11 protein-coding genes are annotated in these 13,989 nt (G+C 58.5%); 8 read left to right on the forward strand and 3 right to left on the reverse strand.

The window, feature by feature from the left end:
* Nucleotides 1-68: 68 nt before the first annotated feature.
* Nucleotides 69-1,997 carry a transglycosylase SLT domain-containing protein gene (locus tag LJU29_RS17175; RefSeq protein WP_057424064.1) on the forward strand — a complete coding sequence of 643 codons (1,929 nt, stop codon included), beginning with the start codon at nucleotides 69-71 and terminating at the stop codon, nucleotides 1,995-1,997.
* A 48-nt stretch (nucleotides 1,998-2,045) separates the two neighbouring features.
* Here the strand turns inward: LJU29_RS17175 and LJU29_RS17180 are convergent, their stop codons facing one another.
* Both LJU29_RS17180 and LJU29_RS17185 read right to left on the reverse strand, forming a co-directional pair.
* Complete coding sequence (locus LJU29_RS17180; protein WP_054996500.1) at nucleotides 2,046-2,855, reverse strand: MOSC domain-containing protein; 810 nt, start codon at nucleotides 2,853-2,855, stop codon at nucleotides 2,046-2,048.
* A gap of 102 nt (nucleotides 2,856-2,957) precedes the next feature.
* The gene (locus LJU29_RS17185; RefSeq protein WP_002554114.1) at nucleotides 2,958-3,884 is read right to left on the reverse strand and encodes a chemotaxis protein CheV; all 927 of its coding nucleotides are present in this window, start codon (nucleotides 3,882-3,884) and stop codon (nucleotides 2,958-2,960) included.
* A gap of 450 nt (nucleotides 3,885-4,334) precedes the next feature.
* On the opposite strand from LJU29_RS17185, the gene LJU29_RS17190 reads away from it, so the two are divergent.
* Nucleotides 4,335-4,766, forward strand: coding sequence for a hypothetical protein (locus tag LJU29_RS17190; protein ID WP_002554116.1), 432 nt, complete (start codon nucleotides 4,335-4,337; stop codon nucleotides 4,764-4,766).
* Between the two features lie 157 nt (nucleotides 4,767-4,923).
* Nucleotides 4,924-5,586: a response regulator gene (locus LJU29_RS17195; protein WP_054996499.1), complete on the forward strand. Its 663-nt coding sequence runs from the start codon at nucleotides 4,924-4,926 to the stop codon at nucleotides 5,584-5,586.
* On the opposite strand, the gene yegS is transcribed toward LJU29_RS17195, so the two are convergent.
* The gene (yegS, locus tag LJU29_RS17200; RefSeq protein WP_002554118.1) at nucleotides 5,570-6,487 is read right to left on the reverse strand and encodes a lipid kinase YegS; all 918 of its coding nucleotides are present in this window, start codon (nucleotides 6,485-6,487) and stop codon (nucleotides 5,570-5,572) included. The two genes, LJU29_RS17195 and yegS, sit on opposite strands and share 17 nt — an antisense overlap.
* 522 nt (nucleotides 6,488-7,009) lie before the next feature.
* Here yegS and LJU29_RS17205 point away from each other — a divergent pair.
* The 5 genes from LJU29_RS17205 to LJU29_RS17225 all read left to right on the forward strand — a co-directional run bounded on the left by LJU29_RS17205 (nucleotide 7,010) and on the right by LJU29_RS17225 (nucleotide 13,989).
* Nucleotides 7,010-8,446, forward strand: a complete 1,437-nt coding sequence (locus tag LJU29_RS17205; RefSeq protein ID WP_004665755.1) for an undecaprenyl-phosphate glucose phosphotransferase — start codon at nucleotides 7,010-7,012, stop codon at nucleotides 8,444-8,446.
* Nucleotides 8,446-9,903 carry a mannose-1-phosphate guanylyltransferase/mannose-6-phosphate isomerase gene (locus tag LJU29_RS17210; RefSeq protein WP_257110978.1) on the forward strand — a complete coding sequence of 486 codons (1,458 nt, stop codon included), beginning with the start codon at nucleotides 8,446-8,448 and terminating at the stop codon, nucleotides 9,901-9,903. Before LJU29_RS17205 ends, LJU29_RS17210 begins: the two co-directional genes overlap by 1 nt.
* Nucleotides 9,904-10,034: 131 nt before the next feature.
* The gene (locus LJU29_RS17215) at nucleotides 10,035-10,814 is read left to right on the forward strand and encodes a polysaccharide biosynthesis/export family protein (protein ID WP_004656922.1); all 780 of its coding nucleotides are present in this window, start codon (nucleotides 10,035-10,037) and stop codon (nucleotides 10,812-10,814) included.
* Nucleotides 10,815-10,831: 17 nt separating this feature from the next.
* Nucleotides 10,832-12,811 (forward strand): GumC family protein, encoded by a 1,980-nt coding sequence (locus LJU29_RS17220; RefSeq protein WP_257110979.1) that lies wholly within the window; start codon nucleotides 10,832-10,834, stop codon nucleotides 12,809-12,811.
* Nucleotides 12,811-13,989: a glycosyltransferase gene (locus LJU29_RS17225; RefSeq protein ID WP_004656925.1), complete on the forward strand. Its 1,179-nt coding sequence runs from the start codon at nucleotides 12,811-12,813 to the stop codon at nucleotides 13,987-13,989. Before LJU29_RS17220 ends, LJU29_RS17225 begins: the two co-directional genes overlap by 1 nt.

A 13,989-nucleotide genomic window follows, 5' to 3' on the forward strand; every position in this document is an offset into this window, starting at 1 on the left:
CTTTCACCATGAGCTGGCAAAAGGCTAAGCTAGCAATACTTTTCACGACTCATCTGCTCGGAAGTCTCATGCGCAGTCGTTTGTTCAGCTTTTTATCGTGCCTGCTCCTCTCCACCACCGCCATCCAGACTGCTCATGCGGTAGACCTCAACCAACAACGCAAGTATTACGACGAAGCCAAGCGTGCGCTGGCCAAGGGCGATTCAGGCCCGTATCAGATGTACAGCACGGCGCTGGCCGATTATCCGCTGGAGCCCTACCTCGAATACGACGAGCTGACGGCGCGCCTGAAGACTGCCAGCAACGCGGAAATCGAGAAGTTTCTTGCCGAGCATGGAGACCTGCCGCAGGCCAACTGGATGAAGTTGCGCTGGTTGCGCTGGCTGGCGGAACGCGGTGACTGGCAACCGTTCGTCAAGTACTACGACCCGAAAATGAATTTCGTCGAACTGGATTGCCTGTACGGCCAATACCAGTTGAGCAACAACAAGCGTGCCGAAGGCTATGCCAGTGCACAAAAACTGTGGATGACCGGCAAGACACTGCCAGCCGCCTGTGACGGCTTTTTCGCGCAATGGGCAGCCGCAGGCCAGTTGACAGAGCAGAAACGCTGGCAACGGGCCAAACTTGCCGCTCAGGAACGCAATTACAGCCTGGCCAACACCCTGGTCAACAGTCTCAACTCCCTGGCCCCGCAAGGACGCCTGCTGCTGGCCGTCGCCCAGAAGCCGGAAATGATCAACAACCCCGCGCAGTTCGCGCCGGTGGATGAAGCCATGTCCGATGTGGTCGGCCTTGGCCTGCGCAGACTGGCCAAGGAGGATCCGCAGAAAGCCCTGTCGATGCTCGATGGCTACGCGGCAACCATGCACTTCTCCCGTGAAGAGCAGGTGGAAATTGCCAAGGAAATCGGCCTGACCCTGGCACGTCGCTACGACGACCGCGCCCTGGAGGTCATGACCCGGTACGACCCGGAGCTGCGCGACAATACGGTTACCGAGTGGCGTATGCGTCTGCTGCTGCGGCTGGGTCGCTGGGAAGACGCCTACGAACTGGCACGTCGACTGCCCAAGGACCTTGCTGCAACCAATCGCTGGCGTTACTGGGAAGCCCGCTCTCTGGAACTGGCGCAGCCCAACAGCCCGCTGATTGCCGCTCTGTACAAGGACGTGGCCAAAGAGCGCGACTTCTACGGTTTTCTGGCGGCCGACCGCACACAAAGCCCCTATCAGCTCAACAACAAGCCCCTGGTGCTCAGCCAGGCGCTGATCAACAAGGTACGCAATACCCCTGGAGTGCGTCGTGCGCTGGAGTTTCATGATCGCGGCGAAATCGTCGATGGACGACGCGAGTGGTATCACGTCAGCCGCCAGTTCAACCGTGACGAAATGGTTGCCCAGGCCAAACTGGCCTACGACCTGAAATGGTATTTCCCGGCCATTCGCACGATCAGCCAGGCGCAATACTGGGATGATCTGGACATCCGCTTCCCGATGGCCCATCGCGACACACTGGTACGCGAAGCCAAGGTGCGTGGGCTGCACTCAAGCTGGGTATTCGCCATTACGCGCCAGGAGAGCGCCTTCATGGATGACGCTCGCTCGGGCGTCGGTGCCAGCGGGCTGATGCAGTTGATGCCTGCCACCGCCAAGGAAACTGCCCGCAAGTTCAGCATCCCGCTGGCCTCGCCGCAGCAGGTGCTGGACCCGGACACCAACATTCAGCTGGGCGCTGCCTACCTGAGTTCGGTGCATGCCCAGTTCAACGGCAACCGCGTGCTTGCTTCAGCCGCCTACAACGCCGGGCCAGGCCGCGTACGCCAATGGCTGAAAGGTGCCAATCACCTGGCCTTCGATGTCTGGGTAGAGAGCATACCGTTCGATGAAACCCGCCAGTACGTACAGAACGTGTTGTCCTATTCGGTGATCTACGGCCAGAAGCTCAACTCGCCTCAGCCGCTGGTTGACTGGCACGAGCGGTTTTTCGACGATCAGTGACCGGTCGGCAGGAGTGCTTCTCAGAGCACTCCTGCCGCCACGCAACACCTATTCCAGCACTTCGACCGGCATACCCACTTCAAGCTCGCCCAGCCCCTCGTTGACGACGTTCTGGCCAAACAGCACGTTACCCTCCACCTCCCGATAGGTCTTGAGCGTGGCGAAGGGCTCGCGATCCGCGCTGCGCTCGCCGGTAGCGGGGTCGATAGTGGTGAGAATGCAGCGCGCGCAAGGCTTGAGCAGCTGGAATTCGATGTCGCCGATACGGATGCGCTTCCAGCCATCCTCGGCAAAGGCCTCAGCCCCTTCAACCACCAGATTGGGCCTGAAGCGCAGCATTTCCAATGGCCTGCCCAGGCGGGCCGACAGGTCATCGAGCGAGCCCTGACCAATCAGCAGCAACGGGAAGCCATCGGCAAAACTCACCCGGTCGTTAATCGTCTGATAGCCCCCGGGCAGCCAGCGCGCACGCTCCACCGGCAGATAGACCATGCGGGTGGGCTTGCCAATAAACCGGCTGACCCATTCGGCAGCCACATCGCCAGCGTCCGGCACCTGCAACGAATCACGCCAGACTGTCACACCGCGCAGGTTTGACTCGATATCCAGCGGAACCGCGACGTCCAGAGGCTCGAAACCGGGTGCCGAAAGGGTTACACCGCCGCGGGCATTCCACAACACCGTCAGTTGGGACATGTGCGACAGGGCGCGCTGGGTGAAGAACCGACCGTTGCTTTCGTCGACCAGCATCCAGCGTCGGTCCCCCGCCAACCCCAACTGGTCGAACGACGCGCGTTGCAGCGTCTCCGCCTTGCAGGATTTGAGAGGGAAACGATAGAGAGAGCTGAGACGCAACATGAGAGCCGGTTCCTTTGATGGCGGGATAAGCTTTGACGAAGACATCGAAGCTTATCCGAAGCCGGAGCGGCAGGCATCCGCGATCAACAATCGCGCAAGGTATCAGCCAATCATCAAAAGACGTTCGCGCACTACTTCGACCAGCTTGTCGGGCTGGAATTTGGAGAGGAAGTTGTCGCAACCGACCTTCTTGACCATCGATTCGTTGAAGCTGCCGGACAACGAGGTGTGCAGAACGATGTACAGACTGCGCAAACGCGGATCGTTGCGAATCTCGGTGGTCAGGCGATAACCGTCCATTTCCGGCATTTCGGCATCGGTGAATACCATCAGCAGCTTTTCATGGACGTTCTCGCCCGCGTCCGCCCACCCCTTGAGCATGTTCAACGCCTTGAGACCATCACTTGCCACGTGCAGCTTGAGGCCCAATTGAGACAGCGTGTCGCGCAACTGCGCCAGTGCCACCTTGGAGTCATCGACCAGCAACACCTCACGACCACGGGCATTTTCCAGTACCGGGTCTTCGAGCTTCTCGCGGGACACCTTGGCGTTGTACGGCACGATCTCGGCAAGTACTTTTTCGACGTCGATGATTTCTACCAGTTGGTCATCGACCTTGCTGATCGCCGTCAGGTAATGCTGACGACCGGCGCTGGCCGGCGGCGGCATGATCGCGTCCCAGTTCATGTTGACGATGCGATCCACACCACCGACCAGGAAGGCCTGAACCGAGCGATTGTACTCGGTGACGATGATCGTGCTGCCAGGCCCCGGCACCAGCGGCCGCATACCGATAGCCTGGGAAAGGTCGATCACCGGCAGGGTCTGGCCACGCAGGTTGACCACGCCACAGACGAACGAGTGACGTTGCGGCATGAGGGTCAGCTTGGGTAGCTGCAATACTTCCTGGACCTTGAACACGTTGATCGCAAACAATTGCCGACCGGCAAGGCGAAACATGAGGATTTCCAGGCGATTCTCGCCCACCAGTTGTGTGCGCTGATCTACTGTGTCGAGAATGCCTGCCATTATTAGCTCCTGAAGCAATGGTCACGATGAGTCTGTTGAGCCTGTATCGGCTGAAACCAGCCGGACCTTAATGGCGATGAAAGGCCATTCTCAGCATTGATGTCACTTTACCATCATGATTTACTGGTGTCGCTTTCCTGCCAGACAAATACGACGATGAGCGCGTTCTGGAAAAGCCTGAACATACCCAGTCGCCCAAGGTAAAAATCAAAGAAGCACAAAAAGTCAATCGGGGATAACCTGATATGATCGACATCTAATTGCCACTATTGTGACGCCATTCTCAATACAAGAATGGCGTCAGGTTCGTGTCCGCTTTTCAAACCTTGTAATCAAGCGGCGCTGGCAACATTCAGAAATGCCCTACATACTTTTGTTTGAAATCGACATTAACTGTCAGCCATTCGCCGCGGGCGGAAGTTCGCTATCCATGATCAGTGGAGACAAAGGATGCTGAGCAACAACGATTGGCAGCATAAGCACGACCAGTTCCTGAGCACCTCTCAGGCACTTCTGTACAAGTCGGAAGAATGTCTTTCGCACCTGGAGTTGATCCCCAACGACGAGGACGCCACCGGCTGCCTTCTGACCACCCTGCGCACGCTGGCCCAGGAGGCGGAAGCCGCGCCTGTGCCTTGTATTGCCGAGTTTTCACGCCAGCTGTGTCAATTATTGAAAAGCGGCGACCAGGCCAACGAACTCTCACAGGAAACCCTGCTGACCGTCAAAAACTGCCTGATGCTTATGTCCTGGCAGGTCGAGCTTCTCGATCCGCAAACGGGTGAGTTGACGATGGACAACAACGAACAGTTGGAACTGTTGGAAAAGCTGGCCAGCGCTTCCTCGCAATCGGCAGCGGTGAAGGATGCAACCCAACGATAACGCTCGACTGTCGAGCATCACACACGCAATGTCATTGAAGTGATGTTGTCACGTCAGGGTTTTCCGTCCTATTGTCTTCACTGCTTTCAAATCGTCTTAAAAGTTGACCAGGGACTGAAAGCACGCCTCGGCGGTCCCATTTACACAAGAAGCCACAATGACCTGCAATCTGTTACTGGTCGACGACCACTCCCTGATCAGAGCCGGCGTGCGAGCGCTGGTTGCAGAAATGCCGGGCTACGCCATTATCGGTGAAACGGCGGACGGCGCGCAGTTGTCGAGCCTGGCGCAGCGACTCAAGCCCGACATCATCCTGCTCGATATCTGGATGAAGAGCGTTGACGGCCTTGAGGCGCTCCAACACTTGTTGAAAGTACAGCCACATTGCAAGGTATTGATCCTGTCGATGCACACCGACCCGGACATGATCATGCGTGCGCTCGACATCGGGGCTCGCGGCTATCTGCTCAAGGACACCACAGCTACCGAACTGGAACAGGCACTGGAAGCGCTGCGCAACAACGAACGCTATCTGAGCCCGGCCATCGCTCATACCGTTATCGAGCGCGCCCTGCGCGGAACACGCTCGGACAGGGCCCAGGCGGCCAAGGAGCGATATCACCTGACCGCTCGCCAACTGGAAATCCTGCGCCTGATCGTGCGTGGCAAGTCCACGCGTGAGATCGCCGACGGCCTGGGGCTGAGCATCAAGACTATCGAGACCCACCGCTCCCAGGTCATGAAGCGGCTGCAGATATTCGATGTCGCCGGGCTGGTCCTGTTTTGCGTTCGAGAACGGATTATCAGTCTGGACGATTGAGCATCGGTGCACGGCTCAGCACCGGTGAATCGGCCGGCAAATGCACCTGTAGCGCGCCCGGTCGTGCCTCAAAGCGCAGGTCCTCGCCAGATAACGGCTCGCCATCGAGGTTGATATCCAGCCCCTGAGCCGACTTGAGTTCTACCCAGGGCAGACGCGCGCGGATGAACATGTTGTCGATGCCCAGTCCGCCTTCCAGCAGACTTCTCAGCGTGCCGACCACTTCCTGAGGCGCTGGCAGGATACTGATGTCGAGCAGGCCATCATCAGCCAACGCGGTCGGACACAGCTCGTGTCCACCGCCAGCCTGCCTGCCGTTACCGATACCCAAGGCAAGAAGATCGCCGCGCCAGTGGAAATCCGGCCCGGTGAGTTCGCCGTGGGCAGCATGCAATTCGCTGAACCTTGTCAGGCCGGTAAACAGATAGGCCGCGCCGCCCAATACCTTTTTCAGGTCTTCGGATGTGTTGGCCGTTACCTGACTGCCAAAGCCGCCGGTAGCCATGTTGAGGAACAGTTTGCCGCCGACTTCACCCAGATCGACGGCACGCGGTGCTACGTCCATCAGTTGCAGAGCCTTGGAGACCTCAAGAGGCACCCCGGCTGCGCGGGCAAAATCGTTGGCAGTGCCCAGCGGCAAAATAGTCAGGCTGGCTTGTGTTTCAGCCAGCGCCAGGGCCTCGGCGATATCTCGCAAGGTACCGTCACCACCGCCCGCCACGATATGCCGATGCCCGGCGGCCAGCGCTTCGCCAACCAGGCGCTGGGCATCGCCAGCTTCCCAGGTGAGCCTCACGTCCAGCTCCCAGCCCTGCTTGCGCTTGTCTGCAACGGCATCACGTACGTCTTCGTTGAGCGCCTGTTTACCGTGAAGAATGAGCATTGCCCTGCGTTGTGTCATGACACCTCCTCTGACGAACCCTACGAATTGAAGCCTGCGAGCGACGCTCTTTCTGTAATCAGCGCCCGCATACATTTCGCACGACGCATGACTGTGACCCCGCACATGTCAAAAAGGCCCACCCGTCACAGAAATTTTTTTCACGTCATCAAGAACAGATCAACCCCCGCCAATACTGGGCAAAACCCGGAAGCAGAAGCTCTGGAGCAACGATTACATCAGAGTTGGCACGCTTTTGTACTGACGCTATTTGTTTCATGAGCTTTACTGACAGCAGGCCCCTCACTTGAGGGAAGTTTCATCTACAAATGGTTGAAAAGTCTTAAATAAAATTCGGAACAGGACGACATATATAAAGTGATATTCACAAAAGACAGTCCGGATTCGTCATGACCTCGACACGTAACTGGCTACGCTTGGACACTATCTGTGAACAGATGCCTATTTGAAGCTGCAAACGCGTCATTGCAAATCGCCTGGGATCAGCAGGATCCAGACGCATACAGGGAGTAAGGGAGTTCTATGAGGTTGCAGCCGGTCGACAGTCTTTCGCTCACCCGCACCAGTCTGGTCGAATACTTTCTTTTCGGTATTCGGCTGGCCCATGGCATTGCCTGCATTCTGCCCGGCCTTGCAATCATGATGCTTATCAAGCATGACGGCCCGGAAACACAGCAGGGTTATATGACCATGCTGCTGTTTTTCGGCTTTGTCGGCGTGTTGGTGTTTCAGGCCATGGGCGTCTATTCCGAAGCGTTGTTCAGCAACGATCTGCGCATGGGCGCGCTGGCAGTTGCCTGGACCGCAGCCTTCGGGCTATTGCTGTTCATGCAACAGGCAATGGGGCTGTTCGGCTATCTCTCTCCCGAAGAATCGCTGATCTGGTACCTGACCAGCCTGGCGCTGTTCGGCATCATTCGCCTGCTGCTGTTGATGCTGTTCAAGCGGCAGATGCGCAAGGGTGTATTCCTGCAACACGCTGTGATTCTGGGCGCGACGGAAAATGGCCTGCGCCTGGCCGAGTACCTGCTTGAGCATCAGGACATCCGTTCGGGTGTCACCGGCTTTATCGACGACCGGATCGGTCGCATGCCCAAGACCGTGGCCAACCTGCCTCTGCTGGGCAATACCAGCGACCTGGAACGGCTGATTCGCGAAGAGAAAGTGACCCAGGTGCTGGTCGCCCTGCCCTGGACGGCGGAAAACCGCATGGATTACATCATTCGCGAACTGCGCAGGCTACCGGTCAACGTGTTGCTGGTGCCGGACATGATTGCCTTCCGGCATACCCACAACCGCATTACCGAAGTGGCCCGGCTGCCGATGTTCAATGCGTCGGATCTGCCGCTCAGTGGCTGGTCTCCATTCATCAAGCGCGCCGAAGATATCGTTCTGTCGTCGCTCGCTTTGCTGGTGTTGTCACCGGTAATGCTGCTGGTTGCGCTGGCGATCAAGCTCGACTCCCCTGGCCCGGTGTTTTTCCGCCAGAAGCGCTACGGTTACAACAATCGCCTGATCGAAGTATTCAAGTTCCGCTCCATGCATCAGCACCAGGCCGATGCAACGGCCGAGCGCCAGACCACCCGTGGAGATGCCAGAATCACACGGGTAGGGCGCTTCATTCGCAAGACCAGCCTGGATGAACTGCCACAGCTGTTCAATGTAGCGGCAGGCAGCATGTCAATGGTCGGGCCACGCCCACATGCGACGGCCACCAAGGCTGCAGGGATTTTATTCGAGCAGGCGGTGAAAGAATACACGTCGCGGCATCGCGTCAAACCGGGGATCACCGGGCTGGCGCAGATTAACGGCTATCGTGGTGAAACCGACACCGTGGAAAAAATCGAAAAACGCGTCGAGTTCGATCTCGAGTACATCGAAAACTGGTCTGTCTGGTTCGACCTGTACATCCTTATGCGCACTGTGCCTGCAGTGCTATTCACTCGCGAGGCTTACTGATGAGCACGCTTATTCCCTGCATCATCGCCGGTGGCTCCGGCACCCGTCTGTGGCCGGTCTCGCGAGAAGCCATGCCCAAGCCGTTCATGCGCCTTCCCGACGGCCAGAGCCTGCTGCAGAAGACCTTCCTGCGGGCGGGCGGCCTGCCCGGAGTCGACCGCCTGCTGACGGTTACCAACCGGGAGGTGTACTTCCGCACAGTGGACGACTACCGCCAGTTGAACAAAGGCAATGCGCGTCTGGATTTCATCCTAGAGCCCTTCGGGCGTAATACCGCAGCGGCGGTCGCTGCCGCTGCGCTGCATGTCAGCCAGCTGTATGGCGATGACGCGCAGTTGCTGGTTTTGCCTGCTGATCACCTGATTACCAATGTCGAGGAATTCTCCAGAGCAGTGACGGCCGCGCAGAAGCTGGCCACTGAGGGTTGGATGGTGACGTTCGGCATCGTGCCGACCGCAGCGGAAACCGGTTTTGGCTATATCGAAAAAGGCCCGGCACTTGACGCCGATGCCTGTCAGGTCGCCCGTTTTGTCGAAAAACCCGATGCAGTCACCGCCCAGGGCTATGTGGACGGTGGTCTGCATTTCTGGAATGCCGGGATGTTCTGCATGCGTGCCGATGCCGTGCTTCAAGAGCTGCGTAATCACGCGCCTGACGTGCTGAATGCGGTCAGCAGTTGCCTGGCATCGAGCCCGCGCAAGGAAGGCAATCGTGAACTGCAAGTCGAGCTGGACAGCGAATCGTTTGCCCTGACCCCGGACATTTCCATCGACTACGCGCTGATGGAGCGCTCCGAAAAGGTCGCCGTAGTGCCCTGCCAGCTCGGCTGGAGTGATATCGGTTCCTGGCAGGCCGTGCGTGAGCTGTCTCCCGTCGACGCTCAAGGCAATTACTGCAATGGCGAAGCCGTGCTGCATGACGTCAGCAATTGCTACATCGACTCACCCAAACGTCTGGTGGGCGCTATTGGCCTCGACAACCTGATCATCATCGACACCCCCGACGCCTTGCTGATCGCAGACGGACGCCGCAGTCAGGACGTCAAGGTCATCGCTCAGGAGCTCAAGCGCCAGGGCCATGATGCCTACCGTCTGCACCGCACCGTCACGCGTCCGTGGGGCACCTACACGGTGCTCGAAGAAGGTAAGCGTTTCAAGATCAAGCGCATTGTGGTTCGCCCGCAGGCATCACTCTCATTGCAGATGCACCATCACCGCAGCGAGCACTGGATCGTGGTCAGCGGCATGGCCACCGTCACCAACGGCGAGCGTGAATTCATGCTTGATACCAACGAGTCGACGTTCATCAAACCGGGGTTCACGCACCGGCTGGTCAATCCGGGTGTCATCGACCTGGTGATGATCGAGGTGCAGAGCGGTGAGTACCTGGGCGAAGACGATATCGTGCGTTTCACCGATATTTACGGACGTGTCCCCGACAAGACTGTGAAGAGCTGATCCACGAGCGGCAAACGCCGCTTGATTCACTCGGTTTTCAATTGATAGCAACCGGAACAGGCAGTACCCGCCAACATGAATTTATTACCCGCAAGGGAGCCGTATTTGTGCTCGACAGGAGTTCAGGACCAATGAAAAGCATGATGCTGATCGCAAGCTTATTGCTGTTGAGTGCATGTAACACCCCGTCCAGGGTGGGCTTGCCGGATGACCGTGCGCAAATTGAAGCCGGTCAGGCGGCAGGTCGCGCACTGGCGGGCAAACCGCTGCCGCCGGAAAGAATCCGTCCTGGCGATACCCTGCGAATCGTGCGCAACAGTGGCGAGGCACCGTCGATTTCGGCGTTTACCGCCAACTCCATCTACGAGCTGACCCTGTTTCAGGTGCTCAACGACGGCACCTTTTCCTACCCTTACATCGGCACTGTCAAGGCTGCGGGCCTGACACTCCAGCAGTTGAATGACCTGCTGGAAAGCAAGCTGCAGAATGTCTACCGCGAGACTGCACTGACCATCAACATTTCCCAGTCACCGGGCAATACCGTGTTTGTCGGCGGTGCCGTTCGCAACTCGGTGACATTGCCGGTCAATGTCGCCACCAATCTCGATCAGGCGATTGTCGGCGCGGGCGGTGTGGCGCTGGATGCCGATGCCGGTCAGGTCGCGCTGCTGCGTCAGGAAGAAAACGGGCTCTACAAGACCTATTTCTTTGATTACAGCAAGTTTCTCTGGGCGGGCGGTGCGGGTGGCCCTACAGCGCCGGTACTGCTGAAACGTGGCGATATCGTGTTCGTTCCCAAATCATCGGTCGGCAACAAGGTTGACGGCGTATCCCTGTATTTCAACCAGCTGATCCCCTTCGCGAAGTCGATCGGACTGGGCATGAACTACGAGCTGCGCAACAACAATTAATTGTCAGGGAAACAGACATGATCAACATCCGCTCATTCCGCGACCTGCTGCGCCTGCTGTTCATTTTCAAGCGCGAAGTCAGGATCACCGTGCTGGCGACCTTCGTCATCATCCTTCTGGGCGCGTTTCTGCTCCCCAACCGCTACGAGTCCACAGCTTTGCTGCTGGTCAAGCCCGGCCGTGACAGCAGCACTGTACCTATCGAGCTGTCCGACCGTCAGGCTATCGTTATACCGAGCGGCCTGCGTGATCCGCTGCTCGACGAAGAGCGCATGCTCAGCGGGCGGCCGATCATGCGTGCCGTGTCCGAAAAATACCTCGCCGAGCTGTCTATGGTGCCGCCTGAAACCGGCGTTCTGGCGTCGGTGAAAAACGGCCTCAAGGCAGTCGTCAACGGCGTACGCAACGTTCTGCAATTTATCGGTCTGGTGGAGCATCGCTCGCAGGCCGAACGCCTGGCCGAGGATCTGGAGAAAAACTTCAAGGTCAGCCACGAACCGGGCTCGTCGGTGATGGAGCTGAGATTTACCTGGAACGACCCGGACATCGCCCAGACCGTGCTCAGGACCTGGATCACCGAGTACCAGTTGCAACGCACAAAGACACTGGGCCGGGTCAGCCTGTACGCGTTCTATGAATCGGAAGTGAAAACGACCGGCGCGAACATCATCGAGTACAAGAAGCAAATCCAGAATTACCTGAACCAGTTGAGCGCAGTGAGCATTTCCCAGCGCCTGGCGGATACCTCGCAGGGGCTCAACGATCTGCGTACCGAGCGCAACAACACAACCCGTTCCATTGCGTCTACCAAGACCGGCCTGGACCTGCTGAAAAAGCAGTTGGCAGAGCAGCCCAAGACAGTCTCGGCAGGTCGCGAACTGGCGTTGAACCCCAATCGCCAGGACTTGCAGAACCGCATCAATGGCAAGGAAGTGGAGCGTCAGGAAATGCTCCGCTCGTTCAAGGAAGAGGCGCCGCCAATCCGGGCGATCAATGAGGAGGTCAACAACCTCAAGAAGCTGCTCAAGGAACAGGAAGCCACCGTCCAGCGCTCTGAAAGCATCACTCCCAACCCCATCTACAACCGCATGCAGAACGTGTACGCCGATCAGCAGACCAGCTACGCGCGCCTGCAAACCCAGCTCGTTCAGCAAAATGCGCAGATCGCGCAGCTGGAAAGCGACCGCCAGCAGGCACTGAATCTGGAGCCGGAGCTTTCGCGCCTGCAGAACGAACTGGATGCGGCCGAGAAAAGCTATGCGCTGTACAAGGACAGCCTGGAAAAATCGCGTATTGACCGTGAGCTGGACAACAGCCAGATCAGCAATATCGCGACCATCGAAGACGCCACCTTCAACCCCAGCCGGGTGTTCCCGAAAAGCCTGCTGATGCTGTTTCTGGCATTCCCGCTGAGTATTGTGGTCGGTGCCGTGGCGCTTTACTTCTTCTACCTGCTGGACCAGCGCATCCACGACGGCGACAAGATCGAGAGCAGCTTCGGCGTCCCGGTCTGGACCAGTCTGCCCGACCTGGAACGTGCTCAGGAGCGCAGTGCAGCCTTCACCTCCAATTTGCACCGGGTATACGGCATTCTGCCGCTCGATCAGGTAGACGAGCGCGGCCTGACCATCGGCTTCACCTCGGTCAAGTCAGGCGCGGGCGTGTCGTTCGTGATCGAGCGGCTCAGCACCTTGCTGATCGAACAGGGTCATCAGGTCCGCACCGAAGGCCGCGGGCCGGCCAGTCCTGGCGAAATCGTGTTGATCAACGCTTCGGCACTTTCCGCCAATCAGGATGCTTTTGTGCTGCTACGCAAGGCTGACCTGATCGTGTTGGTGGTGCGTGCCGAAGACACCACCGTGCCGATGCTGGAAGACACCTTGAATAACCTCAACACCGCATTCAAGAAAGTCGACGGCATCATTATCAACCGCCGTCGTTTCGAGGTACCGGAGCAGGTACTTAACTTCCTCAAACGGATCGGGAGCCGAGGCTGATGCGCATTGCCCTGCTTGCGCCGCTGCCACCCGAGCAGAACGGCATCGCCGATTATGCCGGTCACCTGCGGCATGCGCTCGAAAGCCTCGGCCTGCAGGTCAGTACACCGCTGCTGGGTGTCGGCAACGATCCACGTGCCGCAGAACGGCGCGTGGCCGAAACGGACTGGAGCGAAATCGATCTGGTCCATGCCGAACTGGGCGGCGGACGGCTGGCAGAGTTTCAGGCCCTGCGTGCCTTGCGTCGACGCTTCCCGAAGCTGCCGTTGACCGCGACAGTGCACGATCCCGAGCGGCTGGTGTGGCGGCGCGAAAAACTGCCATGGCCCTTATCGATCGCCAGCGGCATGCGCTCACCGCTGCCGGAAATGGCGACGGTGCTGGCCGACCCGCTGTGCCTGCGTGAAGAACGGCAATTGGCGCAGCACATGACCCGTCTGGTGACACTGACCCAGGCGGGCAGCCAGAGCCTGCGTCAGCGCATGGGGCTGAAAACCGCACAGATGGCGGTGATCAGTCACGGCAACGTCGCCATCGCTCCCGCCCCGCTACCACCTCTGAAGCCATTGCGCCTGCTGTATTTCGGCTTCATTTATCGCGGCAAGGGAATCGAAGACCTGCTTGATGCGCTGGCCAGCGTTTTCACCGCGCAGCCTGCGTTGAGGTCGACCGTACGCCTGACCCTGGCAGGCGGCAGCGAGCCGGAAATGGCCTTCGGCCCGTCCGGCAGCTACCTGGAGCAACTGCGCCTGCGTATCCGCCAACTGGGCCTTGTCGATCTGATCGACTGGCAACTGGACCTGCCTGCCGAGCAGATCCCGCAGGTAATCCAGGCCCATCACGTGATGGTCCTGCCTTATCGCGAATCGAGCAAACTGAAGCTTCTGGGCAAACTGCGCGGCACCAGCGGCGCGCTGTCATGGGCGGTGGCGTGTGGCAGGGGCGTGATTACTTCTGATGCACGCTCGTTTGCCGAAGAAGTCTCGCACGGCAACGGCATGATTTATCCGCAAGGCGATGTGGACGGACTGGCAAAGGCTCTGACGCAAGCTTGCGCGGATCCGGAGCTGGTCAAAAAATGGGCCGAAAACGCCTCGCACATGGGCAAGGCCAGAGTCTGGAGCCACACCGCAGAGCATTTTCGGGATGTATTCCGCCAGGCGTGCGAGGAGAAGTGA

The sequence above is a fragment of the Pseudomonas ficuserectae genome, from assembly GCF_024584585.1.
GTDB lineage: Bacteria > Pseudomonadota > Gammaproteobacteria > Pseudomonadales > Pseudomonadaceae > Aquipseudomonas > Aquipseudomonas amygdali.